Origin of the sequence: Nonomuraea purpurea (assembly GCF_042650645.1) — a bacterium.
In the GTDB taxonomy this organism is placed as follows: domain Bacteria; phylum Actinomycetota; class Actinomycetes; order Streptosporangiales; family Streptosporangiaceae; genus Nonomuraea; species Nonomuraea purpurea.
On record NZ_JBHSBI010000018.1, the window covers coordinates 116,005 to 141,682 of the forward strand.

The 25,678-nt window shown below is 69.7% G+C and carries 20 protein-coding genes; 12 read left to right on the forward strand and 8 right to left on the reverse strand.

Features of this window, described 5'->3' with window-relative positions; genetic code table 11:
• The first annotated feature begins 144 nt into the window (after positions 1–144).
• From ACFOY2_RS32090 to ACFOY2_RS32100, 3 genes are all read left to right on the forward strand, one after another.
• A complete protein-coding gene (locus tag ACFOY2_RS32090; RefSeq protein WP_379531838.1) occupies positions 145–3,036 on the forward strand; it encodes a glycoside hydrolase family 48 protein in 2,892 nt (963 codons plus the stop codon).
• Positions 2,979–5,603: a glycoside hydrolase family 9 protein gene (locus ACFOY2_RS32095; protein ID WP_379531905.1), complete on the forward strand. Its 2,625-nt coding sequence runs from the start codon at positions 2,979–2,981 to the stop codon at positions 5,601–5,603. The genes ACFOY2_RS32090 and ACFOY2_RS32095 overlap by 58 nt, the downstream gene beginning before the upstream one ends.
• Before the next feature lie 65 nt (positions 5,604–5,668).
• Positions 5,669–7,249: a cellulase family glycosylhydrolase gene (locus ACFOY2_RS32100; protein WP_379531839.1), complete on the forward strand. Its 1,581-nt coding sequence runs from the start codon at positions 5,669–5,671 to the stop codon at positions 7,247–7,249.
• A gap of 115 nt (positions 7,250–7,364) precedes the next feature.
• On the opposite strand, the gene ACFOY2_RS32105 is transcribed toward ACFOY2_RS32100, so the two are convergent.
• From ACFOY2_RS32105 to ACFOY2_RS32125, 5 genes are all read right to left on the reverse strand, one after another.
• The gene (locus ACFOY2_RS32105; RefSeq protein ID WP_379531840.1) at positions 7,365–7,895 is read right to left on the reverse strand and encodes a hypothetical protein; all 531 of its coding nucleotides are present in this window, start codon (positions 7,893–7,895) and stop codon (positions 7,365–7,367) included.
• Positions 7,892–8,956, reverse strand: coding sequence for a lytic polysaccharide monooxygenase (locus tag ACFOY2_RS32110; RefSeq protein ID WP_379531841.1), 1,065 nt, complete (start codon positions 8,954–8,956; stop codon positions 7,892–7,894). Before ACFOY2_RS32110 ends, ACFOY2_RS32105 begins: the two co-directional genes overlap by 4 nt.
• A 230-nt stretch (positions 8,957–9,186) precedes the next feature.
• Positions 9,187–10,437, reverse strand: coding sequence for a serine/threonine-protein kinase (locus ACFOY2_RS32115; RefSeq protein ID WP_379531842.1), 1,251 nt, complete (start codon positions 10,435–10,437; stop codon positions 9,187–9,189).
• Entirely contained in the window at positions 10,424–11,395 is a 972-nt protein-coding gene (locus ACFOY2_RS32120) for a LacI family DNA-binding transcriptional regulator (RefSeq protein WP_379531843.1), read from the reverse strand. Before ACFOY2_RS32120 ends, ACFOY2_RS32115 begins: the two co-directional genes overlap by 14 nt.
• 192 nt (positions 11,396–11,587) lie before the next feature.
• Positions 11,588–13,747, reverse strand: coding sequence for a transglycosylase domain-containing protein (locus tag ACFOY2_RS32125; protein ID WP_379531844.1), 2,160 nt, complete (start codon positions 13,745–13,747; stop codon positions 11,588–11,590).
• Between the two features lie 252 nt (positions 13,748–13,999).
• On the opposite strand from ACFOY2_RS32125, the gene ACFOY2_RS32130 reads away from it, so the two are divergent.
• The 3 genes from ACFOY2_RS32130 to ACFOY2_RS32140 all read left to right on the forward strand — a co-directional run bounded on the left by ACFOY2_RS32130 (position 14,000) and on the right by ACFOY2_RS32140 (position 16,662).
• A complete protein-coding gene (locus ACFOY2_RS32130) occupies positions 14,000–15,172 on the forward strand; it encodes a hypothetical protein (RefSeq protein ID WP_379531845.1) in 1,173 nt (390 codons plus the stop codon).
• Entirely contained in the window at positions 15,169–16,167 is a 999-nt protein-coding gene (locus ACFOY2_RS32135) for a hypothetical protein (RefSeq protein ID WP_379531846.1), read from the forward strand. The genes ACFOY2_RS32130 and ACFOY2_RS32135 overlap by 4 nt, the downstream gene beginning before the upstream one ends.
• A 117-nt stretch (positions 16,168–16,284) precedes the next feature.
• On the forward strand, positions 16,285–16,662 hold the full coding sequence (locus tag ACFOY2_RS32140) for an STAS domain-containing protein (protein WP_379531847.1): 378 nt from the start codon (positions 16,285–16,287) through the stop codon (positions 16,660–16,662).
• Between the two features lie 24 nt (positions 16,663–16,686).
• On the opposite strand, the gene ACFOY2_RS32145 is transcribed toward ACFOY2_RS32140, so the two are convergent.
• Complete coding sequence (locus tag ACFOY2_RS32145; RefSeq protein ID WP_379531848.1) at positions 16,687–18,093, reverse strand: dihydrolipoyl dehydrogenase family protein; 1,407 nt, start codon at positions 18,091–18,093, stop codon at positions 16,687–16,689.
• A 131-nt stretch (positions 18,094–18,224) separates the two neighbouring features.
• On the opposite strand from ACFOY2_RS32145, the gene ACFOY2_RS32150 reads away from it, so the two are divergent.
• Positions 18,225–19,328, forward strand: coding sequence for a sialidase family protein (locus ACFOY2_RS32150; protein ID WP_379531849.1), 1,104 nt, complete (start codon positions 18,225–18,227; stop codon positions 19,326–19,328).
• On the opposite strand, the gene ACFOY2_RS32155 is transcribed toward ACFOY2_RS32150, so the two are convergent.
• A complete protein-coding gene (locus ACFOY2_RS32155; RefSeq protein ID WP_379531850.1) occupies positions 19,315–21,156 on the reverse strand; it encodes a CheR family methyltransferase in 1,842 nt (613 codons plus the stop codon). The two genes, ACFOY2_RS32150 and ACFOY2_RS32155, sit on opposite strands and share 14 nt — an antisense overlap.
• A 17-nt stretch (positions 21,157–21,173) precedes the next feature.
• The gene (locus ACFOY2_RS32160) at positions 21,174–21,881 is read right to left on the reverse strand and encodes an STAS domain-containing protein (RefSeq protein WP_379531906.1); all 708 of its coding nucleotides are present in this window, start codon (positions 21,879–21,881) and stop codon (positions 21,174–21,176) included.
• A 159-nt stretch (positions 21,882–22,040) separates the two neighbouring features.
• On the opposite strand from ACFOY2_RS32160, the gene ACFOY2_RS32165 reads away from it, so the two are divergent.
• The 5 genes from ACFOY2_RS32165 (at position 22,041) to ACFOY2_RS32185 (ending at position 25,669) form a co-directional block, all read left to right on the forward strand.
• Positions 22,041–22,877: an alpha/beta fold hydrolase gene (locus ACFOY2_RS32165; RefSeq protein ID WP_379531851.1), complete on the forward strand. Its 837-nt coding sequence runs from the start codon at positions 22,041–22,043 to the stop codon at positions 22,875–22,877.
• A 128-nt stretch (positions 22,878–23,005) separates the two neighbouring features.
• Positions 23,006–23,308 (forward strand): hypothetical protein, encoded by a 303-nt coding sequence (locus tag ACFOY2_RS32170; protein WP_379531852.1) that lies wholly within the window; start codon positions 23,006–23,008, stop codon positions 23,306–23,308.
• A gap of 53 nt (positions 23,309–23,361) precedes the next feature.
• Positions 23,362–23,871 (forward strand): SigE family RNA polymerase sigma factor, encoded by a 510-nt coding sequence (locus ACFOY2_RS32175; RefSeq protein WP_379531853.1) that lies wholly within the window; start codon positions 23,362–23,364, stop codon positions 23,869–23,871.
• Positions 23,868–25,043 (forward strand): hypothetical protein, encoded by a 1,176-nt coding sequence (locus tag ACFOY2_RS32180; protein ID WP_379531854.1) that lies wholly within the window; start codon positions 23,868–23,870, stop codon positions 25,041–25,043. The genes ACFOY2_RS32175 and ACFOY2_RS32180 overlap by 4 nt, the downstream gene beginning before the upstream one ends.
• A gap of 41 nt (positions 25,044–25,084) precedes the next feature.
• The gene (locus ACFOY2_RS32185; RefSeq protein WP_379531855.1) at positions 25,085–25,669 is read left to right on the forward strand and encodes a TetR/AcrR family transcriptional regulator; all 585 of its coding nucleotides are present in this window, start codon (positions 25,085–25,087) and stop codon (positions 25,667–25,669) included.
• The last annotated feature ends 9 nt before the right edge of the window (positions 25,670–25,678 follow it).

The following is a 25,678-nucleotide window of genomic DNA, read 5'->3' on the forward strand; positions in this document are numbered from 1 at the left end:
GTTACCGCACCGCCATTTCGTTGACATACGCCGGACGGAACAGACAATCCATTTTGGGAGCGCTCCCACACCCCCTACTCCGATGGAGATCCCGTGAAGTACAGACCTCCCCTCCTTCTATCGCGCTTATCGAGGCGGCTCGCCGTGGCCACGACCCTCGTCCTCGTCGCCGGCGCGACCACGGCTGTGGCGGCGGCTCCCGCCCAGGCGGCGGTGGCCTGCGACGTGACCTACACCGCCAACCAGTGGACGAGTAGCCCCGGCCAGGGTGGCTTCACCGCGAGCATCTCGCTGAAGAACACCGGCGACCCCATCACGTCCTGGACGCTGGCCTTCGACTACCCGACCACGGGCCAGAAGTACACCCCCACAGGCTGGGGCGCGAACTGGAGCCAGAACAACACCCGCGTGACCGGCACGAACCTGCCCTACAACGGCAGCCTGGCCACGGGTGCCTCGGTCTCCATCGGGTTCAACGGCACCTGGACGGGCAGCAACCCCAGTCCGACCTCGTTCAGCGTCAACGGCGTCAGCTGCGGCGGGGCGAACGCCGCCCCCACCGTGTCGCTGACCTCGCCGACCGCCGGCCAGACCTACACCGCCCCCGCCACCGTCGCGATCGCGGCGAACGCGGCCGACAGCGACGGCACGGTCTCCAAGGTCGACTTCTACCAGGGCAACACGCTGCTCGGCACCGACACCTCGGCGCCCTACAGCTACAACTGGACCAACGTGGCGGCGGGCAGCTACTCGATCACCGCCCGCGCCACCGACAACGGCGGCGCGACCACGACCTCGTCCCCTGTCGGGATCACGGTCTCCCAGAACACCGGCCCGGCGCTCGTGGTGAGCCCCACGACCCTGTCCGTGCCCGAGTCTGGGACCGCCTCCTTCAGCGTGAAACTGTCGCAGGCGCCCTCGGCCAACGTGACCGTCACCTCGGCCCGCGTCAGCGGTGACGCCGACATCACGGTCGCCAGTGGCGCAAGCCTGACCTTCACGCCGTCCAACTGGAACACCGCGCAGAACGTGACGCTGGCCGCGGCCAATGACTCCGACACCACCAGCGGCACGGCCGTCATCAGGGTGAGCGCGAGCGGCTACGCGGCGGTGGACGTCGCGGCCAGCGAGGCCGACGACGACGTGGGCGGCAACAACCAGTACGTCCAGCGCTTCGTCGAGCTCTACAACGAGCTGCACGACCCGGCCAACGGCTACTTCTCGCCCGAGGGCGTGCCGTACCACTCGGTCGAGACGTTCATGGTCGAGGCGCCGGACCACGGGCACGAGACCACGTCCGAGGCCTACAGCTACTACCTGTGGCTGGAGGCGGCCTACGGGCAGGTCACCGGCGACTGGTCGAAGTTCAACAACGCGTGGGCCTCGATGGAGAAGTACATCATCCCCTCGACCGCCGACCAGCCGACGAACTCCTTCTACAACGCCTCGAAACCGGCCACGTACGCGCCGGAGTCCCTGCAGATCAGCAACTACCCGACCCAGATGGACACCGGCGTGACACCGGGGACCGACCCGCTGGCCGGCGAGCTGCAGTCCGCGTACGGCACCCGCGACATCTACGGCATGCACTGGCTGCTGGACGTGGACAACACCTACGGCTTCGGCCGCTGCGGCGACGGCACCACCAAGCCCGCCTACATCAACACCTACCAGCGCGGCCCGGAGGAGTCGGTCTTCGAGACGATCCCGCAGCCGTCCTGCGACACCTTCAAGTACGGCGGCACCAACGGCTACCTGGACCTGTTCATCAAGGACAGCTCCTACGCCAAGCAGTGGAAGTACACCAACGCCCCCGACGCCGACGCGCGCGCGGTGCAGGCCGCCTACTGGGCGCTGACCTGGGCCAAGGCGCAGAACAAGGGCTCGGACATCTCCGCGACCGTGACCAAGGCCGCCAAGATGGGCGACTACCTGCGCTACGCGATGTACGACAAGTACTTCAAGAAGCCGGGCTGCACGAGCCCCTCGTGCGCACCGGGCACCGGCAAGGACGCCTCGGCGTACCTGCTCAACTGGTACTACGCCTGGGGCGGCGCGACCGACGCCAGCGCCGGATGGGCCTGGCGCATCGGCTCCAGCCACAACCACTCCGGCTACCAGAACCCGTTCGCGGCCTGGGCGCTGGCCAACGTGGCCGAGCTCAAGCCCAAGAGCGCGACCGGCGCGGGCGACTGGGGCACCAGCCTGACCAGGCAGCTGCAGTTCTACAAGTGGCTGCAGTCGGCCGAGGGCGCCGTCGCCGGCGGCGCGACCAACAGCTGGGAGGGCCACTACGGCACGCCGCCGAGCGGCCTGCCCAAGTTCCACGGCATGACCTACGACTGGCAGCCCGTCTACCACGACCCGCCGTCGAACCAGTGGTTCGGCTTCCAGGCGTGGACGATGGAGCGGGTGGCCGAGCTCTACAACGTCACCGGCAACGCCGACGCCAAGGCCATCCTCGACAAGTGGGTGACGTGGGCGCTGGCCAACACCACGGTCAGCGCGACCAGCTACCAGATCCCGTCCACGCTGCGGTGGACCGGCCAGCCCGCGGGCGACTTCAGCGCCACCTCGGGCATGCCGCCGGCCAACCCCGGCCTGCACGTGTCGGTCGTCGACTACACCCAGGACGTGGGTGTGGCCGGCGCGTACGCCAAGGCGCTGATGTACTACGCGGCCAGGGCCAACCACACCCAGGCCCGTGACACGGCCAAGGCGCTGCTGGACGGCGTCTGGCGCAACCGCGATGCCAAGGGCGTCTCGGTGCCGGAGACCAAGACCGACTACAACCGTGTCGACGACCCGGTCTACGTGCCCTCCGGCTGGAGCGGCAAGATGCCGAACGGCGACACGATCAACTCCAGCTCGACCTTCATCTCGATCAGGTCGTTCTACCGCAACGACCCGGACTGGCCGAAGGTCGACGCCTTCCTCAAGGGCACAGGACCCGCGCCGGTCTTCAACTACCACCGGTTCTGGGCGCAGGTGGACGTCGCCGTCGCCCTGGCCGAGTACGGGCGGCTCTTCCCGTGAGAAAAGCACTGATCGCCGTGGCGTCGCTGGTCCTGCCCCTGTTGTGGGCGGGGCCCGCGGCCCACGCCGCACCGGCCTTCGCTTACGGCGAGGCGCTGCAGAAGTCGTTGTGGTTCTACGAGGCCCAGCAGTCGGGACCCAAGCCCGCGTGGAACCGCGTCTCCTGGCGCGGCGACTCGGGGATGAACGACGGCAAGGACGTCGGCGTGGACCTCACGGGCGGCTGGTACGACGCGGGCGACCACGTCAAGTTCGGTTTCCCGATGGCGTTCTCCGCCACCATGCTGGCCTGGGGCGCGGTCGAGTACCGCGACGCCTACGCCTCTTCTGGCCAGCTCACCCACCTGCTCGACAACCTCAAGTTCGTCAACGACTACTTCGTCAAGGCCCATCCGTCGCCGAACGTGCTCTACGGGCAGGTCGGCAACGGCGGCACCGACCACGCCTGGTGGGGGCCCGCCGAGGCGATGGCGATGGCGCGGCCGGCGTACAAGATCGACGCGTCGTGCGGCGGGTCGGACCTGGCCGGTGAGACGGCGGCGGCGATGGCGGCCTCGTCGATGGTGTTCCGCCCGACAAATCCGTCGTATGCCGACACGCTGGTGACGCACGCCAAACAGCTCTACTCCTTCGCCGACACGGTCAGGAAGAAGTACACCGAGTGCGTCACCGACGCCCAGGGCTACTACAACTCCTGGAGCGGCTACAACGACGAACTGGTGTGGGGCGCGATCTGGCTCTACCGGGCCACGAACGACGCCTCCTACCTGGCCAAGGCCGAGACCGGCTACGACAGCCTGGGCAACGAGCCGCAGACGACGACCAAGTCGTACAAGTGGACGATCGCCTGGGACGACAAGTCGTACGGCGCGTACGTGCTGCTGCACAAGCTGACCGGCAAGCAGCGCTACCTCGACGACGCCAACCGCTGGCTCGACTGGTGGACGGTCGGCGTGAACGGAGCCAAGGTCGCCTACTCGCCGGGTGGCCAGGCCGTGCTGGACCGGTGGGGTTCGCTGCGGTACGCGGCCAACACCGCCTTCGCGGCGCTCGTGCACAGCGACACGATCATCGACGCCACGCGCAAGGCCCGCTACCACGACTTCGCGGTACGGCAGATCAACTACGCGCTCGGCGACAACCCGCGCAACTCCTCCTACCTCATCGGGTTCGGCGCCAACCCGCCGAGGAACCCGCATCACCGGACGGCGCACGGCTCGTGGACCGATCAGATCACCAACCCCGAGCAGACCCGCCACACCCTGTACGGCGCGCTCGTCGGCGGCCCGCCGGACCCGAACGACGCCTACACCGACAAGCGCGACGACTACGTCATGAACGAGGTCGCCACCGACTACAACGCCGGCTTCACCAGCGCGCTGGCCCGGCTCTACAAGGAGTACGGCGGCGCCCCGGCGGCGAACTTCCCCGTTCAGGAGAGCCCGGACGGCCCCGAGCTGTTCGTCGAGGCCGGGGTGAACGCCTCCGGCACGAACTTCACGGAGATCAAGGCCATCGTCCGCAACCAGTCGGCCTGGCCCGCCAGAGTCCTGTCCGACGGCTCGTTCCGCTACTACTTCACGCTCGACGGCGGCACGACCGCCGCGCAGATCAGCGTGTCGTCGGCCTACACGCAGTGCAAGGCGCCCACGCTGAACGCGGAGCAGCGAACGCTCAGGCCCGAGAGCGGTAGCTTGCGTGACCAGCGAGGGCCAAGTGAGCGCGACCATCGAACCGCGAGCGGCAGCACGTACTACGTGAACATCGACTGCTCCGGCCAGGCCATCGCCCCGGCGGGACAGTCGCAGCACCGCAGGGAGGTGCAGTTCAGGATCTCCAGCACGGGCACGTGGGACCCGGCCAACGACTGGTCGTACCGGGCCATCCCCACCACGCCGGGGGCGACGCCGGTGCGGACCCAGAACATCACCCTCTACAGCGGCGCGACCAAGATCTGGGGTGAGCCCCCGGGTCCGGAGGAAGTGGATCGTACTGCGCCCAGCAAGCCAGGTAAGCCCGCGGTATCCGCGATCACGGGCTCCACCGCGAGGCTGAGCTGGACCGCCTCCACGGACAACGTGGGGGTGAGCGGCTATGACGTCTACCTGGGGTCCACCAAGGCAGGCACGGCCGCGGGCACATCCTTCGAGCTGAGCGGGCTCACCCCTGCCACGTCCTACACCGCCTCAGTGGTGGCGCGGGACGCGGCAGGCAACACCTCGACGCAGTCGGACGGCACGCTCTTCACTACTGAGGACACCCCGGCGCCCTCGGGCGGATGCACGGCGGCGTACAAGGTGACGAGCACGTGGGGCGGCGGGTTCCAGGCCGAGGTGACAGTGAAGAACACCGGCACGGCGGCCATCGCCGGCTGGACGGCCGGCTGGACGTCCCAGAACCTGATCACCCAGCTCTGGGGCGGCAGGCACACGGTGTCGGGCGCCGCCGTCACCGTCAGGAACGAGGCGTGGAACGGCGCGCTCGCCCCGGGCGCCACGACCACGTTCGGCTTCATCGCCAACGGCACCTCCACCACCCCCGACCCCATCACCTGCACCACCGCCTGAGTGAAGACCCCGCCCCCGTCGCAGGAGCGGCGGGGGCGGTTCCACAGCTCAGTGAAAGGCAGCTCATGAGATCACTGCTAACCGCGCTGGCCGCTCTCCTCGCCCTGCTCGTCGTCCCCGCCGCACCGGCCGACGCGGCCGTCGGGCTGCACGTCAGCGGCACCAAAATCCTGGAGAAGGGCGGCCAGGAGTTCGTCATGCGCGGCACCAGCCACGCGCACACCTGGTTCGCCGGCCAGACCAAGGCGTTCGCCGACATCAAGTCGCTCAAGGCCAACACCGTGCGCGTCGTGCTCAGCGGCGGACGCTGGACTCCCAACTCCGTCTCCGACGTGGCCAACGTCGTCTCCCTGTGCAAGCAGAACAGGCTCATCTGCGTGCTGGAGAACCACGACACCACCGGGTACGGCGAGCAGAGCGGCGCCTACACCCTGGACCAGGCCGCCAACTACTGGATCAGCGTCAAGTCCGCCCTGGTCGGCCAGGAGGACTACGTCATCGTCAACATCGGCAACGAGCCCATCGGCAACAACGCCGTCACGCCCGGCTGGGCCGCCGCCACCACCGCCGCGATCCGCAAGCTGCGCGACAACGGCTTCGACCACGCGCTGATGGTGGACGCGCCCAACTGGGGCCAGGACTGGCAGTTCGGCATGCGGGACAACGCGCGGGCCGTCTTCGACAGCGACCCCGACAAGAACACGATCTTCTCGATCCACATGTACGGCGTCTTCGACACCGCCGCGGAGATCAACGCCTACATGGACGCGTTCAGGACCGCCGGGCTCCCGCTGGTCGTCGGCGAGTTCGGGTTCAACCACTCCGACGGCAACCCGGACGAGGACACGATCATGGCGCAGGCCGTCAGCCGCGGCATCGGCTACCTGGGCTGGTCGTGGAGCGGCAACGGCGGCGGCGTCGAGTACCTCGACCAGGTCACCAACTTCGACGTCAACCAGCTCACGGACTGGGGCCGGCGGCTGTTCAACGGCGCCAACGGCATCGCGGCGACCGCCAAGCAGGCCGCGATCTACGGCGGCGGCACCGGCGACTCGACCCCGCCGAGCACCCCGGGCGCCCCGTCTGCGTCGAACGTCACCTCCTCGGGCGCCACGCTGACCTGGACGGCCGCCACGGACAACGTCGGCGTCACCGGCTACGACGTCTACACCTCGGGCGGCACGTCGCTCGGCGCCACGGCCACGAACTCGATCACGCTGAGCGGGCTCTCGCCGTCGACCGCGTACCAGGTGTACGTGCGGGCCAGGGACGCCGCGGGCAACCAGTCGAACCCGTCGCCGACGGCCTCCTTCACCACGCTGGGCGGCGGCACCGGGGGCGGCTGCACGGCCGTGGGCACCGTCCAGAGCCAGTGGGCCACCGGCTACGTGGTGCAGCCCGTGACCGTGACCAACACCAGCACGTCGAGCAAGACGAGCTGGACGGTGACGTTCACGCTGCCCGCGGGACACGCGGTCACCGGCTCCTGGGGTGCCACGGTGACGGTCAGCGGCCAGAGCGTGACGGCGAAGAACCTGGCCTACAACGGCACGCTCGGACCGAACGCCAGCACCAGCTTCGGCGTGCAGGCCAGCCGGCCCAGCGGCAACACCTCGCTGCCCTCCGGCTACGCGTGCGCCAACTGAACCGCCCAGTCGTCGGGTGCGTATGAGGAGGTGAGGCTAACCATCATCCCTGCCTGACGAACACCATCCCGCCCGGATGGGACGGACGCGGCCGATCATCGGCCGCGTCCGTTTGTCATTTCTTGGGCTGCTCGGCGATGGCCTGACCGAACCGCTCGCGTGCCGCGTCGATGGCCGCGTCGTCGGAGAACTCGGCGAGGGCCTGCTCGTGGTAGCGCGCGGGGATGAGCTGCCTGACCCGGTCCGGATAGCCGGCTCCCGGTGCCGGAACCCTGACCTCGGGAGGGATGCTGATCTTGACGGCGATCGGGCCCGAGGCCCGGACGGACTCGGCCCAGTCGGTGCTCTGGCCGGTCACCGCGCACATGTGCCTGGCATAGACCCAGCGCACCTGCACAAGGGAGGTGGCGTCGGCCGGCTCGGTTCCGAAAGGCTCCACGGCGCAGACGACCCGCGAGTCGAAGGAGTGGCCGTGGGCGTGGTGCTCGCCGGGTGAGGCCTGTTCGAGTATCAGGGTCACCTGGGCGGCGAGCTCTTGGTTCAACTGTGACGACGGCTGCCGGGCGGAGAAGAACATCACCCCGGCCAGGGTCAGGCCGGCCAGGGTGATGATCGCCGCGACAAGCCCGCGACGTGTTCTGATCACGGGCTGGTGCAGGTCAGAGTGGGTGCGGGGCTCGGGATCGAGCCGGTGGCGTTGAAGCCGAACGAGGTGGTGCCGTTCGGCGACAGTTGTCCGTTGTGGGAGGCGTTCTTGACCGTCACGTTCGGCGGTTGCCCGGACAGCACACCGTTCCACGGCGAGCCGTCGAAGCCCTGCCCGCCGCCGTAGGTCCACTTGACCGTCCAGCCGTTCATCGTCGAGGAGCCCGTGTTGCGCACGGTCACCTCGCCCTGGAAGTGCCCGGCCCAGCCGGTGTCGGTGGCCTTCCACGTGGCCGTGCAGGCGCCCGTGGGCGGCGGGTTCGTCGGCGGATTCGTCGGGTCGGGTGTGCTGCCGCCGGGGCCCACACCGGTGACCTGGCCGTTGCCGCCGTCGAAGGTGACGTCGGAGCAGCTGTAGAAGTTCTCGGCACTGTCGGAGCGGATCCAGTGCGTGAAGATGATGTGCCGGCCGCTCTTGCCGGACGGGAGCTGGGCGTTCCAGTAGTAGTAGTTCAGCCCACCGGCGCCGCCGCTGGCGGGCGGGTCGGTGACGCTGCCGAACAGCTCCAGGTCGGACCACTTGAGCGGCCCGTTGGGGTTCCAGCCGTTCTTGGTGACGTAGTACTTGAACGAACCCGGGTGCGCGGCCCAGTTGCTGTGCCGCATCTGGATGTTGGCGCCCGAGGTCAGGTGGGTCAGCGGCCAGTCGGAGCGGACCGCGTTGTAGGCCGAGAAGTCGTAGGGACCGCCCGTGCCGCCGCTGCAGATCTGCCCGTCGGGGATGAACCCGGTGGTCCGGCCCGCGCCGTCGGAGCGCAGCACCGCGAACCAGTTGTACAGCGGGGTCGCGCCGCTCTGCGCGACGGCCGCGCCGCAGGCCGGGTTGTAGGGGATGATCTGGCCGTTTTCCCGCAGGCCGTCCTGCCAGCACAGGAAGGTGCGGGCGCCGGGGAACATCGACACCCCGTGCGCCTGGGCCTGCGTGGGCACTGTGACGACCGCGAGGACAGTAGTGAGGAGAACCATGACGGCGGTGATCGCCGCCGACTTGAATACCTTCATGGGGATTCCCTTGCGCTGACGACAGAGGAACCTGCCCCACGAATCAGCCCGCCCGGCAGGCGCATTGAATCACGCCGGATGGCGTCCGGACAAAGTCGGCTGAAACTTTCACGCACCCGCCTGGGAGCGCTCCCATGTAGGGTTGAGAGACCCCGCGCGGTCGCGCTTTGCGAGGGGTCCGGGCCGTGCGGTTTCGAGGGGTACGGCCGGTGCTACTGCCGTACCCCTCCTCAATCCCCGCCCAGCGCGCTGTCGATGTCGTCGAGCCTGGCCTCCAGCTCACTGAGGCAGGCAGGCTCCAACCGGCCCTCCCGCCAGCGGTCGGAGAGCTTCTGGCGGAGGTTGTCCGTGCCGGAACCGGACGGGCCGTGCGGCGAGACGGCGCCGCGCAGCACCTGCTGGAGGTCGAGCACGACGTCGGCGTCGGTCGCGCCGCACGGCGTCTTGGCCTCCAGCGCGGTCCTGAAATCGGTCACGGCCTGCTCCACGGTGACCGCCGTGGACGGCGAGCTCTCCAGCAGCCTGGACGACGTGGTCGGCGACGGCTTCAACGCCGCCCGCTCCGGCGGGTGCGGCAGCCCCGTCTGCTGGAACCACAGCAGGGCCGACAGCGCGACGGCCGCCGAGCCCGCCACGGTGAGGCCCCGCCTGACGTGGCGGCCCAGCGTCGCCGTGCCGAGCGCCGAGGTCAGCGCGGAGACGATCTCCGCCGCCGTCGGACGGTCCCTCGGCCGGTGCGCCAGGCAGCGCTGGCAGAGCGAGGCGATCGCGTGCGGCACGCCGGGAACCCTGGGTGGGGGGTCCGTCCTGCGGGCCGCCTCGATCTCCTCCCATGTGGTCTCCGGGTACGGTGTCCGCCCGGTGAGCATGAAGTGCAGCAGCACGCCGAAGGCGTACACGTCGACCGCGGGATGGGTCGCAGCGCCCAGCAGGCGTTCCGGGGCGACGTAGGGAGGGGTGCCCCGGTCGTCTTCCGGGTCTCCCGCCCAGGCCGCGATGCCGAAGTCGAGCAGTTTGGGGCCGTCTGCGGTGAGCAGCACGTTCTCGGCAGTGACGTCCCGGTGGACCAGGCCGCGGGCGTGTCCGGCCATCAGCACCCTGGCCAGCCGCAGCGCGATGGCCGCCGCCTCCGTCCAGGGCAGCGGCCCCTGCTGTTCGAGGCGCTCGGCCAGTGGCGTGCCGTCGAGCAGCGGCATCACGACGTAGGCCGCGACGCCGCCGCTCGTGGTGACGGTCTCGCCGTAGTCGTAGATCTCGATGGTGTCGGGGTGGGTGAACCTGGCGGCGGCGCGGGCCTCGCTGCGTACGTTGGTGCGCTCGCCGTGGTCGGTGTGGAGTGAGGCGGTGAGCACTTTGACCGCGATCATCCGGTGCAGAGACTGGTCGAAGGCACGCCAGATGACCGACATGCCCCCGCGGGCCAGCGGATCCAGGAGCAGATACCGGCGGGCCAGCACATCCCCAGGCTCAAGCCGACTCACGGATGACCAGTTCCGTGGGGAGGACGGGGTCGATCCCCGCGGCCCCCGTCAGGAGCAGCCGGGTGGCGACGGTGGCGAGCTCCTCCACGGGCTGGCGGACGGTGGTCAGTGCGGGAACGGTGTGCCTGGCGACCGGCGCGTCGTCGAATCCGATCACCGCGACGTCGGCGGGCACCTTGCGCCCGGCTCTGCGCAGTGCTTGGATCGCGCCCGCGGCCATCAGGTCGGAGGCGACGAAGACGGCGTCCAGCCCTGGTGCGTGGCGTAACAACCACTGCATGGCGTGGGTGCCGGAGGCGGCGGTGAAGTCGCCGTAGGCCACGGGCACGTCGGGTGCGCCCGCCGCCTGCAGGGTGCGTATCAGGCCCTCCAGACGATCTCGGGCTCCGGGCAGGGACGGTGGTCCGCCGATCGCGGCGACGTTGCGGCGGCCGGTCAGCAGGAAGTGTTCCGCCGCCTGCCGGCCGCCGTCGAGGTTGTCGACGTCGGCGTAGGGGAGTTTGAGGTCGTGGGGCGGGCGGCCGATGTTGCGGACCGGTACGCCCGAGGTGGATAACTTGATCGCCAGCGGATGGCGCTCTCTTGCGCCGACGATGAGCACCGCGCCGGACAGGGCGGGCAGGGTGGAGGAGGTCGGGGTGACGGTGGTCACCATGAGGTGGGTGCCGTGTTCGGCGATCACGGCGCCTGCGGAGGACAGGAGTCTGGCGTAGTAGGGCTCGGAGAAGAGCCGGGGCAGGTGGTCACAGATGACAGCCGTGACGCCGTCGGCCATCGTCTTGGCGGCGGCCCCTCTGGGGGCGCGCTGCCGGACGTATCCCATGCGGGACACGGCGTCGTAGACTTGTCGGCGGGTCGAGGTACTGACCCGCACCGAGCCTGTGAGGACTCGAGATGCGGTCGCGGGGGAAACCCCTGCAGCGGCCGCCACCTGTGCCAGTGTGGGCTGCTCGGTCATGGAGCACCTCGCGGGAAGATCCTGGGAGCGCTCCCACGTTACCAATGTTTCGCCGCTGTTAATAGGGCCTTTGCAAGGAGTGCGTCCCTGCTGTAGAGACGCACTCCTTATCTGCTCAGCTAGAGGCGTTGGCGGGCATCTGAGGTAATGGAGATCGCCCCATATTTGCCCGCCATATACGGCTAATTTTGATCAGTTATCTCCGGCCATGTCCACGCTCGCTTCGTCCAGAGTGCCGGGCTCTTCGTCGCCGCCGTTGTCGGGCTGCACCCGCTGGGGCTGCGGTTGGCAGCCGGAGCCGCAGCCGCCGAAGCGGGAGGAGTTCACCGGGGTGAAGTCCGTGGCCGGGATGCCCTGCAGCGCGCCGATCATGGTGTCCTTCCAGATCGGGCCGGGGATCGAGGCGCCGAAGACCGAGCCGTAGTACTGACCGCCGATGGTGACGCCGTTGAGCTTGTACTTCTGCGCACCGCGGGTGTCGCCGATGCTGACCGCGCCCGCCAGGTCGGGGGTGAAGCCGGCGAACCAGGCGGTGGCCTGCGCGTCCGTGGTGCCGGTCTTGCCGGCCGCCGGGCGTCCGATGCCGCCGACGCTGCGCATGGTGCCCTTGGTGAACACGCCGGACAGGATGTTCGCGGCGGCGTCCGTGACCTCGGGGTCGATCGCCTGCTGGCACTGGGGCTTGAAGGTCCTGACCTTGCCGTCACGCTCCTTGATCGAGGTGATGGCCATGGGCTTGCAGTACTTGCCGCGCGCGCCGATCGAGGCGTAGGCGTTGGCGACGGTCACCGGGTCCATCTCGTTGGTGCCGAGCGTGAACGTCGAGAACTCCAGCAGATCCAGGCCGTCGGAGCGCTTGATGCCCAGAGACTTGGCGGTCTTGATGGTGTCGCAGAGGCCGACCTTCTGCTCCAGCATCATGAAGAAGGTGTTCACCGATCCCCAGGTGCCGGTCGCCAGCGACTTGAAGCCGCCGCCGCCCTCGTCGTTGGTGACGGTGTGGCTGGGGTCGCCGATGTTCTCGCCCTTGCAGTTCTTGAACGAGGAGTAGTAGGGGGCCCGGTAGCCCTGGCCGACGGTGAACCCGTCGTTGATCTTCATGCCCTCCTTGAGGGCGGTGAGCAGGGTGAACGTCTTGAACGTCGAGCCGGCCTGGAAGCCGGTGCCGCCGCCGTGGACCGCGTCGGCCACGATGTTGTACGACATCTCCTTCTTGCGCTTGTTGTTGCCGTACTTACGGCTGGCCGCCATGGCCTTGATCTCGCCCGTGCCCGGCTTCACCAGCGCCTCGGAGGCGACCGGGTAGTCGGAGGCGAACACGTGCTTCTTGATGGCCTTCTCGGCGGCCGCCTGCATCTTCGGGTCCAGCGTGGTCCGGATCTCCAGGCCGCCCCGGTTGAGGTACTGGCTCCTGGCCTTGGCCGACTTCGCGAAGACCTTGTTGGTGAGGACCTCGTTGCGGACGTACATGCAGAAGTACGGATACTTGCTGTCCCCGCAGCCGCCCGGCAGCGCGATGTTCTTGAACCCGAGCTTCTTCGCCTTGGCCTCATCGGCCTGCTGCTTGTTGATCTTGCCGCGGAGAACCATCGTGTCGAGCACGAGGTTGCGCCGCTTCAGCAGCCGGTCCCGCTGGGGCTTGCCCAGGTTGGGGTCCGTCGCGTTGGGGTCCTGCACGGCGCCGGCCAGGGTGGCGGCCTGGGCGAGGGTCAGCTCGGACGCCTTCACATTGAAGAAACGCTTGGCCGCCGCCTCCACCCCGTTGGCGCTGGCGCCGAAATAGGCGATGTTGAGGTACTTCTCCAGGATCTGGTCCTTGGAGTACTTCTCTTCCACCGCCATCGCGTAGCGCAGTTCCTTGAGCTTGCGCGCGTAGCTGGCTTCGAGCGCCGCATTCCGCTCTTTTTCGGTATTCGCAGAGGTGAGCAGCACCTGCTTGACGTACTGCTGGGTGATGGACGAGCCGCCCTGCGCGATGCCGCCGGAGGTGAGGTTCTTGGCCAGGGCGCGGATGGTGCCCTCGATGTCGATCGGGCCGTGCTCGTAGAAGCGGTAGTCCTCGATGGACAGAATGGCGTCCTTCATGACCGGGGCCACCTGGTCGAGCGTGATGGTCTCGCGGTACACCTCGTAGAACTGCGCGATCTGGTTGCCCTTGGCGTCGACCACCGTAGTCCGTTCCGCGAGGGGAGGTTCCTTGAGTTCCTCCGCTTTGATGCCGAGGTCCTCTGACGCCGAGACGAACATCGCTCCGGTGCCTCCCACAGCCGGCAGCGCGATGGCCGCGGCCAGAACTCCGGCCGCCATCGCCGCCCCGGTCAGGCGCACGATGCCCGACATACTGGAACCCATGCGGAAATTCCTCCCCCTTGCGGTAATAGGGTGCATCCTAAACCCCGGCATGACGTGCTCTATGTAAAAGTGAGACCCTGCCCAGACCGAGTTGGTTCAGTCTGTGGGCGGGGATTTTCATCACATCTGGGCTCTTGGCCCACTTCGTGTCGCGTGGGGTGTGTGGTGCTCCGGCCGGATTTCCGCCAGGCACGGGCAAAGAAGCGTGTTGACCGGAGGGAACGCGTTCGTCGTTCTGGCAACGTTCACCTGGTGGAGGGTCTCAATCGGCTGCTGTCGGCCGCAAGGACGCACGGGGCGTGGCGGTCGGGCGAAGCGGGCTGCGTCGTGGCGGAGGTGTTCGACCAGGACCTCAGGACCGTGGTGCGGACGATGATGGTCGCCGCCGCCGTGTGCGCCCAGACCTCGGCGCGGCTGGTCGCGCTGGCCGACCCGGAATGGCGAGGGCTGGCCGAGGCGTTCGGCGCCGACGTGGACGGCCGGCCCGACGTGCCGCCCGTCGCCCTGGTCACCGGCAGGGCCGACGGGGACGTGCGCAGGGAGGTCCCTGTCGTGCACGTCCACGGCACGGGGACGCTGCGGGCGTACGCGCTGTTCCCCGGCGACGGCCCGTGCTCCCTGCACGAGGACCTGCCCGACAGGGTCGGCGCGTTCTTCGAACGACACGTGTGGCAGCGCAGGGACCTGATCAGGACCAGCGCCGAGCGCGTCGCCTGGCGGGCGAAAAGCGACTTCCAGGTCCGTACGGACACCGAACGCCGCCAGCTTCGCCACTACGGCTGCGCCCGCCTGGGCCTCGACGCCGACAAACCGGGGATCGCGGTGTTCGACCACGTGCCGGGGCGCGACACCGAGCTGTTCGAGGCCACGCGGCGCTTCGCCGCGGCCGACGAGTCGGCGAACTGGCTCTTCCTCGACCCCGTCGAGCCGGGACCGCGCATCAGGCAGGTGACGGGCGAGCGCAACCTGCTGTGGAGCATGGCGGACGTCGGCGTCGCGTTCGGCGACAGCGAACTGCCCGCCTTCGGCATCCCCGTCATCCAGGCCGGCTGGTCGGAGGGCGGCGCCTGCGGCGCCACGCACGTCGTGCGCACACCCACCGAGCACCGCCTGCTGCTGGAAGAGGCGCTCGCGCGGCACGCCAAGGGCGAGTCCATCCTCGGCCCCGAGCAGCGCGAACGCGCCCGCCTGTGGTTGTGGCTGCGCCGCTGCGGCGCCGACGTGCCCACCGCGCTGCTGCCGCACTGGGAGCACGACGACGACTACGCGGGCACGCTCGCCGTCACCCTCCGGCACGCCGAGTACGACGGCGACCCCCTCTTCAGCGCCGTGAGCCGCATGTGGCACCGGCGTGAGCCGCTGCTCACCCGCTTCGACTTCCAGGATCCGGCCGCCTTCTTCACCTCCGCGAGGAGCACGTCATGACCAGCGCAGGATCAGCCACCGACTTCGACCGGGTCATCCTTCCCGCCATCCCGCCCGTCCACCTGCGCAGCGGCGAGGTGTCGGCGCTGCAGGTGACCGACGGCCTGCTCCGGGGGGCCCAGATCGTGGGCAGGTTCGAGACCTCGGGGCTGGTGGGGTTCAAGGTGGCCGCGCAGGGGCGTCCGCTGCGGGTGCGGGTGTCGTTGTCGACCGACGAGCAGTCCGTGAGCGGCTGGAACACCGGGCAGGCGCAGCCGGCCGGGACCGCGACGCGGTTCGTGCAGGTCCGCTCCCAGGGGCGGCTGCGCCAGTGCCTGCTGCTGCGGGGCAAGAAAACGCACGCCCAGGCGTCGTTCGACCTGACGCCGGAGGAGATCCCCGACGACGGCCTGATCTGCGTCGAGGTGCTCGACATCACCGAGGGCGACGACGTGTGCGAGGAGCTCCGCCAGGCGGTCTCGGGCCGCGTCGCGCCAGACGGGGTGGCGGGGCTGCGGCTGAACAAGGTCGTGTTCGAGGAGCCGCCCGCGGTGGACTTCGACCCCGACACGCTCGACGGCTCCCGCTGCGAGCTGTCCGCGCTGATCAGCTCGGGCGGCCTGGTGAACCTCAACAGGCAGGGCGTGCGCCTGCTGCGCCCGGGCATGTTCGTGGTCAACCCGGTGCTCAAGGACACCTTCGGGTCGGGCGAGCAGCTCACGCTCAGGCTGGGCACCAGGGCGGAGCCGGCGAGCTCCCTGCCGGCGACGTGGCGGCGGGTCAACAGCGAGCTGCGCTGGCTGCGTCACGCCACGAGGAAACTCCTGGGCACGGCGGCACCGTCCGTCGCGCGGGTGCTCGGCGTCCATGACGGTGAGCTGGGCGCGCCCGATCAGCGCGTGCAGGGCAACGTGACCGAGCTGACGCTGGCGGGGCCCGTGACCGCGCCCCTCCTGGTGATCATGACGCCGCGCTCCGGCGTCCTGCCGACGCTGGAGTCGGCCATCTCGCGTTAGCCGGCCGGGCCGCTCGGTCACCACGAGGACAACGAAATGTCACAGGAAAGGAAAAATTAGCGGCTGATCGTGAAAGTGGCGTACAGCGGGCAGTGGAAAAGGGTGGGCAGGAGCGACTTGCGAATCGAGACGATCCGGCATCTCCACTGCACGGTCTTGCGCGCCGGCGGCGAGCTCGACCACGCGGGCCGGGTCCGGTTCAGCGCCTGCATCGATGCCGCATGGGGCTGGACGCCCGGGCCTGTTCTCGTGTTCGACCTGGCAGACCTCGAATTCTACGACTCGTCGGTCATCGGGGTGCTGGCCATGGTCATGCAGCGGATGGAGGAGGAGGGCAGCGGCAGGATCATCCTGGTCCGGCCCTCCGAGCACCTGCTGACGGTGCTGCGGCTGACGGACCTGCTGTCACACGTGGAGCTGCGCGAAAGCATCGAGAAAACGGTGGCGGAGCTGACGCTGGAGTCGGGGGAGTCAGCCGGGATCCGGCCCCGCTGATCATCCCCCGACCCCGGGCGCGCCTCACAGTCCGTACGCCTCCAGCAGCCGCAGCCACACCTCGCTGACCGTCGGGAACGACGGCACCGCGTGCCAGAGCCGGTCGATCGGCACCTCGGCCGTCACGGCGATCGAGGCCGAGTGCAGCAGATCGGCCGTGCCGGGCCCGGCGAAGGTCACGCCGAGCAGCACCTTCCTGTCCTCGTCCACGACGGCGTTGGCCCGGCCCCGGTAGCCGTCGCCCATCAGGTAGGCCCCGGTCACCGAGGCCAGGTCGTACTCGACCACGCGCACCCGGAAGCCGGCCTGGCGCGCCGCCGCCTCGGTGCGGCCGACCGCGCAGATCTGCGGGTCGGTGAAGACCACCTGGGGCGCGCCGTAACCGTCGGCGAGGTCGCGCATCCTGGACAGTTCGTCGCCGCGGGCCCGCGCGGCGATCACGTCGCCGCAGATCCTGGCCTGGTATTTACCCATGTGCGTCAGCAGCGCGCGCCCGTTGACGTCGCCCACGGCATACAGCCAGCCTTCGGACACCCCGGTCGCCCGCATGCTGTCGTCGACCTCGACGTAGTCGCCGTCCTTCAGGCCCACCGTGCCGAGCCCCAGGTCGCGCGTCGCGGGCCGGCGGCCGGTGGCCACCAGCAGTTCGTCGGCCTCCAGCGGCGGCCCTTCCGCCAGGTGCACGGTCACCTTCCCGCCCGGCTCAGGCCGCTCGACCCGGGTGACGTCGGTGTGGGTGCGCACGTCGATGCCGGCCTCCGCGAACGACTCGGCGAGCAGGTCGCCGGCGAACGGCTCCATCCTGCCCAGCAGCCGCCCGCCACGCACCAGCACGGTGGTCTGGCGCGCGCCGAGCCCGTGCATGGCCTGGGCCATCTCGCAGGCGACCACGCCGCCGCCGATCACGGCCAGCCGCTCGGGGATGGCGTCGGTGGCGGTCACCTCGTGGCTGGTCCACGGGTCGGCCTCGGCCAGGCCGGGCACGGGCGGCACGACCGCCGTGCTGCCGGTGGCCAGCACCACGGCCTGCCTGGCCGTCAGCACCCGCTCGCCGCCGTCCTCGCCGCTGACCACGACCCGCTTGGGGCCGTCGATCCTGCCGCGCCCGCGGAAGAACTCGGCGGGCACGCCCTCGATCCAGCGCACCTGGCCGGAGTCGTCGAAGTGCGAGACGGTCTCGTCGCGCCTGGCCAGCACGGCGGCCGCGTCGATCGGGCCGAGCGAGAGGCCGGGGACCCTGGACACCTCGCCGGCCAGGTCGACCGGCCGCAGCAGCGCCTTGCTCGGCACGCAGGCCCAGTAGGCGCACTCGCCGCCCGCCAGGCGATCCTCGACGATCGCTGCGCTCAGCCCGCCGCGTACGGCCCGCTCAATCACGTTCTCGCCGGCCGGGCCGGCACCGATCACGATGACGTCGAACTCGTCAGCCACCACTGCCTCCAGCAGTCGTCGTTTGATTGCACTCTTTCACGGCGTCACACGGGTCGCCCGCGTCCCTGCTTCCACATTCGTTTTCACGTCGGGCTCAGACCGTGTTAACCCTGGAGTCGTAGCGTGCCCGTATGGCGGATCGTTACCCCACGTCGGTCCCGTACCGGCAGTCGACCGAGGGTTACCACACATTCCGAATCCCCGCTGTGGTGCTGACCAGGGCAGGAACGGTGCTGGCGTTCGCGGAGGGGCGGCGCGGGTCGGCCGGCGACTCCGGCCACATCGACCTGGTGCTCAAGCGCTCCACCGACGGCGGCGCGACATGGGGCGCCCTGCAGGTGGTCGCGACGGAGCCGCGCCGCGGCACCGCGGGCAACCCGGCGCCCGTCGTGCTCGGCGACGGCCGGATCGTCCTGGTGTTCGTGCGGCAGGGGCCGTCGGCGACCGAGGAGAAGATCAGGCGCGGCCAGGTGGCGGCGGCCGACGGGCGGCGGGTGTTCGTGACGGTCAGCACGGACGACGGGGTCACCTGGTCGCCGCCGCACGAGATCACCGGCAGCGCGAAGCGTCCCGAATGGCGCTGGTACGCCACCACCCCCGGCCACGCGATCGAGCTGCGCCAGGGGCCCAACGCCGGGCGCATCGTGGTGCCCGCCAACCACTCGCTGCCCCCGTCGGGCGGCGACAACGGGACCGAGGGCACCTACAACGGCGGCCACAGCCTGCTGAGCGACGACGGCGGCCAGAACTGGCGCATCGGCTACGTCGACGACAACCCCGACGGCTACGTCAACGTCAACGAGACCACCGGCACTGAACTGCCCGGCGGACGCCTCTACCTCAACACCCGCACCGAGTCCACCGCGCCGGGCACCAGGGCCGACGCCTACTCCTCCGACGGCGGCGCGACGCTGGAGCTGCCGTTCCGCCCGCAGGCCGGGCTGAGCGGGCCGGTGGTCGAGGGCAGCGTGTTGTGGTGCGAGGCGCCGGACGTGCTGCTGTTCTCCGGTCCCGCGCTGCCCGACGCGCGGGCGCTGATGACCGTGCGGGCCAGTGACGACCTCGGCGTCACCTGGCGCGTCGCGCACACGGTGTCGGGGCTGCCCGCGGCCTACTCCGACCTGGTCAGGCTGGACGCCGACACTGTCGGGCTGCTCTTCGAGACCGGGAACTTCAGCGCCTACGAGAGCATCGCCTTGCGCCGCATCCCTGTCGCGGAGCTCACCCCTCGCTGATCACGTTCATCACGACGATCAGGCCGTGCGCGTCGCCGTCCTCGGAACGCAGGTATGACAGCCGCATGTCGAGCGGCGTGGGGCGGCCCCGGCGGTTGACCGCCTCCAGCGTCATCCCCTCCGCCTCGGCCCGGCCGGCCGCCGCGGCCTGCAGGCGGGGCGCGAGCCGTTCCAGCGGCAGGCCGATGTCGAGGGCCGTGAACACGCGGCCCTCGGCCTCGTCGGCGCGCACGCCCCACAGCTCCTCGGCCCCCGGGCTCCAGACGACCACCCGCAGGTCGCCGTCGAGCACCACGACGGCGTCGCCGAGGCTGCGCACCACCGAGGAGACGAACGTGTTGACCTCGTCGAGCTCGATCGTGCGGGCCGTCAGGGCGTCGTTGATCTGCTGCAGTTCGTCGTTGGTGGACTGCAGCTCCTCGTTCATGGTTTCGAGCTCTTCGTTGGTCGACTGGAGCTCCTCGTTGGTCGTCTCCAGCTCCTCATTCGTGGACTGGAGCTCCTCGTTGGTGGTCTCCAGCTCCTCGTTGAGCGACTGAAGCTCCTCGTAGGCCTGTTCGAGCTGCCTGTTGGCCTGGGCCAGATCGTCTCTGAGCCTGCGGTAGCGGGTGACGTCGTAGAAGTGGATGCCCGTGCCCACCAGCTCGCCCGACGACACCAGCGGGACCACGGACACGTCGAAGACGCGGCTCTCGGACGTGCCCGCGCGATGCCAGACCACCTCCCGCAGCTCGATCGGACGCAGGTCGTGGCGGGCCTGCTCGATGACGGAACGCAGCTCGACGGGCCGGTAGGAGACCTCCAGGTCCTGGAACGGCCGTCCGACGTCGCGCGGATCGAGGTTGAACAGGGTCTCGGCCTTGGACGTGGCCAGCGCCAGGTTGCCCGAGGAGTCGACGACGATCTGGGCCACCGGCCCGGAGGCCAGCGCCACGGACGCCAGCGTGGGCAGGCGGGAGGCGAAGTCGGAGGCGGCCCCCGTGGCCGGCCAGGCCGCCCGGTAGGCCGGCCCCGCCGTACTGATCTTCCTGAACAGGCGCATGCGCAGATCCACGGGCTCGAACGTGTCGCTGTGGTTGAGTAGCATCTCGGCCTTGCCGAGGAAGAGGAAGCCCGGGTCGGCCAGTGCGAAGTGGAAGCGCCTGATGATGTTGAGCTGCATGTCGGTGTTGAAGTACATCAACGTGTTGCGGGCCACCAGCAGGTCGACGCGGGAGATCGGCGCGTCGTGGGTGAGGTCGTTACGCCCGAAGATCAACTGGCGGCGCAGGTCGCGGCGGAAGGCGTAGCCGTTCTCCACCTGCTCGAAGTAGGTCTCGCGCAGGTCGATGGGCACGTCGGAGAGCGCTCGTTCGCCGTAGACGCCCATCCTGGCCACCTGGAGGGCCTTCTCGTCGAGATCGGTGCCGTAGATCTTCACGCGCTCGCGGAAGGCGTCGACGCCCATCTCCTCGGCCAGCACCATGGCCACGGTGTAGGCCTCCTCGCCCGTGGCGCAGCCCGCGCTCCACACCCGGATGGGCCGGCCGGCGGTCTTCTGGCCGAGCAGGGCGGGGATCACCAGCTCGCGCAGCCGCTGCCAGGCCGCCGCGTCCCTGAAGAAACCGGTGACGTTGATCAGCAGGCTGTCGAAGAGCCGCGTGAACTCGTCGGGTTCCAGCTCCAGCAGGTCGCGGTATTCGCCGTAGTCGTGCAGCTTCAGCGCTTCGAGCCGGCGCGAGATGCGTCGTACGAGCGTGTTGCGCTTGTAGCCCGTGAAGTCGAATCCGCGTGTCTCCTTCAGCAGGAGGAGGAGGTCATCGAACTCACGCTCTTCCTCTGACGTCACAGAAGCAGACTACGCCGTCACGGCTCGTCCAGCTCGGCGACTTGTTGCGGGCGCGTCGGCCTGCCGTCCATGGCCGAGCGCGCCCGCACCAGGTTGACGCGCATGGCCTGCAGGCTGTCGCCGCAGCGCCTGCGGGTGGAGTCGAGCGCCGTGCGGGCCTGGTGGGCGGTGTCGAGCCGGAGCGCCATCGTCTGCTGCTGCTGGGCGATCTGGGCGCGGAGCGTGCGCGCCTGGTGGATGATCGGCGGCAGCTCGGCCTCTTCCCGTTCGGCGCGCGGGGGCGGGCGGCGCCGGGTACGGCCCCCCGCAGGGGGGCGCAGGCGCGGTAAGTGGCGGCCCACGGGGGTGGGCGGGCCGGTCGTTTCGTAGATCTCGACGTCGGTGCCCACGAGGGCCTCGGGCATGCTGGTGTACACCGGGATGGAGCCGGGGGCCTGCTCGGTCACCAGCGCGATGAGACGGCGCAGCGGCGGCTGCGGCTCGGCCACGGCCAGGTAGCCGCCCTTGGCCTGCATGGCCCGGTGGGTTTCCGCGAACTGCGCGAGCCCGTTGAGGTCGCAGAACCGCAGGTCGCCCGCGGCCACGATCACGTACTTCACCGCCGAGGCCGGCAGCGGGTCGAGGAAGGCGGCCAGCACGGGCCCGGTTGTCGAGTCGAGTTCTCCCGTCAGGGCGATGACCAGGGTGCTGGCACCGACTGGAACGAGCCGTACGGACAGCCGCATCACCGGAGGCCCCCCTTCCTCGCACCTGCGCTCATCTTCCTCCCGGATGGGGCAAAGAGCCAGGCGCTTCTCGCATCACCGGGCTGTTGAGACTCTTTACGGCATAAGCTATTCTCTTCAGGTCATCACTTTACGGCGTAATGAGATAGGGGAAGTCTAATGGCCGAGGCGAAACTGCACGACGGGGCCACGATCGAGGTGGAGGTGCACGGCTCGGGGCCGGCCGTGCTGCTGCCCGTCGATCCACGGCCGGCCGAAGGCGAGCAGGCCGAGGAGCAGCGCAAGTGGGGCATGGACCCGGCACTGGGCCGCTCGCTGATCGACGGGCTCAGCGACGCCTTCCGGGTCGTGGCCTTCGACTACCAGGGCCACGTCATGAGCACGCCCAAGCCCGACACGCTCACGCCCGCCAACATCGCGGCCGACCTGCTGGCGGTGGCCGACGCGGCGGAGGCGGAGCGGTTCGCGTACTACGGGTACTCGTGGCTGGCGCTCAGCGGGCTGCAGCTCGCGATCAGAACCGACCGGCTGTCGGCGCTGGCGATGGGCGGGTTCCCCGCCTACGACGGGCCGTACGCGGAGATGCTGCGGGTCACGACGGCCACCTACGAGCTGGCCGTCAACCCCAAGCCGGCGGCCCCCAAGAGCGCCGCAGGGGAGTACGACTGGTCCTCGGTCGAGGTGAGCACGACCGAGGAGCAGAGCCGGCAGTTCGTCACTCTTTACCAAGGTTTGACGGACTTCGACGACCGGGCCGTCCGGCTCTCCTGCCCCCGGCTGTGCTTCGCCGGATCCGCCGACGAGATCGACTACGACGAGCGGTGGGGCGGGGTGCGCGTCAGCCTCGGCGGGCCGCTGATCCGGCACAGGGCCGAGCTCGAAGCGCTCGGCTGGGACGTCCAGATCCTCGACGAGCTCGACCACATGAGCGCCATGCAGCCGGCCAACGTGCTGCCGGTCCTGCGGCCGTGGCTCCTGCGCGCGCACTCACGGTAGTGAGCGGCGTTGACGCTCTCACCCATGAGGAGCGAGTACCTGCGAAAGCCCAGCTCAAAGCCGCTGCGCCACGTTACGGGCGCCCCGTATGTGGGTAGCAGGCGGGAGATCTTTCGGGGGGATGACAGATGACCGACCGAGCCGTGCTTGACGAGTTCCAGCAGGCCATTGACGAGGCGTTCCGCGGGCGGGAACGGGTGCCGGTGCGGGAGGTGTACGCGCGGGTCTCCGAGCACGTGCGCGTGCCCGCCGACATGCTCGCCTACCTCAACGAGGTGCCCGAGGGCGACTACGACAAGGCGGAGATCACCCAGGCGATCAACGACGTCATCCGGCGCAGGGGCGAACAGGACTCCCTGGGACTGCTGCGGTTGCCCAGGCAGGTCCGGCCGGTGGACGGAAGCGGGGATTCTTCCCGGCCCGGCGCATAGCGGGCCGGGCCGCGGGCGTCTGAGAGGGTGATACCTATCCCCTGGAGGTGATCGTGGACGCCGCGGAAGAGCAGCGTTTCCGCGAATTCGTCACCGACCGGTCTCCCGCGCTGATGCGGCTCGGCTTCCTGCTCACCGGCGGTGACCAGCACGCGGCCGAAGACCTGGTGCAGACGGCACTGGCGAAGCTGGTGACCAAGTGGCGGACGGTCGACGCGCCTGAGGCGTACGCCAAGCAGATCATGTACCGGCAGCAGATCAGCTGGTGGCGGGCCGGACGGCGGCGCGTCGAGTTGGTGCGGACGCAGGCGCCCGAGCCGGAGGAGCGCGACCGCCACCATCAGAGCGAGCTGCGCCTGGTGCTGCGCGCCGCCCTGTCCAGGCTCACCGCGCGTCAGCGCACGGTCCTGGTGCTGCGCTACTTCGAGGACCTGCCGGAGCGGGAGGTCGCGCAGGTGCTGGGCTGCTCGGTCGGCACGGTCAGGAGCACGACGCACAGATCGCTGGCCCGCCTGCGCGAAGTCGCCCCCGAACTCGCCGACGAACTGGAGGCCGTCACGTGACCCGCCTGCTTCGCGACACCCTGCACGAGTGGGCCGACGAGAGCGTGGTCCCGCACGACCTGGCCGACCGGGCGCTACGGAGGCGCGCCTGGAAGCCCGCGGGCGCGGCGGCGCTGGTCGTCGGGCTGGTGGCGGCGATCGCCGTCTTCGTGACCGGCCAGAACGAGCCGCCGGACCCCGTGCGCCCGGCCATCGAACTCCCGGTCCGGCCCGCGCCCGCGCCGACGGACGTGCGCACCGACACGGAGAACAGCCCGCCGACCAAGCTGATCGCGGCGGGCCGCATGGCCGTGTCGGCCTTCTACACCCACAGCCTGGAGCCCCTCCCGGAGAACCGGGAGCTCTTCCGGCGGACATGGTCGCTGTACGACCCGCGCACGGGCGGCTACGAGCGGACCTCCTGGGCCTGGGTGGACGTGGCCCCGGGGCTGCAGGTGGCGGCCGTGCTCGAAGGCGACCTGATCGGCAGGCGGCTCGGGATCCTGGACATGAACACCCGCCAGATCCTGTCGTGGATCGAGCTGGAGCATCCGGCGGCCTCCGTCGCCTGGTCCCCCGACGGCACGAAGATCCTCGCCACCACCTACTCCAGCAGACCGGACGTCGTACAGAGGGACCGGGCGGAGCAGCCCAGCCCGCGGACCGGCTACTACATCGTGGACGCCCGGACGGGCGAGGCCGAGCACCATGAGCTGGCCCCGCTGCCTGACGGGATCACCGGGGAGCCGATCTCCAACGGCAACAGCCGGCAGGACCTTGGCTGGTCCCTGGATGGCACCATGCTCTGGGCGCCCACCAACACCAGGCCGGACCGCGTCTTCTACAGCCTCGACGGCCGGCGGCGTGACGCCCCGGCGGACCAGCGGTACGTCGGCTACTCGCCGCTCTCGGCCGTATCGCCCAACGGTCGGCTGCTCCTGGGCCCGGACGGGCTGCCGACGGAGATCACTGATGTCCAGACGGGGCAGATCGCCGGTCGGCAGCGGGTGCTGCAACTGCACGCCTGGGCCGACGACGACAACGTCATCGCGCTGGGCTGCGCGGGCAAGTGCGATGACGAGTTCACCAACGGGCTGGTGCTCGTGAGCGTGGACGGCAAGCGGATGACGCAGCTCGCGGCCAATCGCAACACCAGGACGGGCGACTGGCGGGCGGTACTGACCCCCAGGTGACTAATTAGACTGATCGTTCTTGAATATGTTAGCGTCCCGGTGTGGCAAGGAGCAAGGAGTTCGATCCTGACGTCGCGTTGCGCGAGGCGCTGGAGCTGTTCTGGGAGCGCGGCTACGAGGCGACCTCGATGGCCGACCTCGTGGCCCGCCTCGGCGTCGCGCGGGCGAGCATCTACGGCACCTTCGGCGGCAAGCGCGAGCTCTACCTGAAGGCGCTGGAGCTCTACGTGGCCGACCGCAACGTGGTCGAGCCGCTGGCCCAGCCGGGGCCCGCGCTGCCCGCCATCCGGACCTTCCTCGAGTCCTACGTGGCCGAATGCCTGGCCGACGAGCTGCGGCGTGGCTGCATGGTGGTCAACACGGCCGTGGAGTTCGGGATGCGCGACGCGGCCGTGGCCAGGAAGGTCGCCGAGAGCTGGGCCGGGCTGGAGGCCGTGCTGGCCGGCGCGCTCGTCAGGGCGCGTGCCCAGGGGGAGATCCCGGCGGGCAAGGACCCGTACGCGCTGGCCAGGTTCCTGCTCGTGCTGCTGCAGGGCGTCAGGGTGCTCGGCAGGGCCGACCCCGATCCGCGCCGGTTGCGTGACGCGGTCGATCAGGCCATGAAAACCATCGAAATTCAAGAATGATTGGTATGG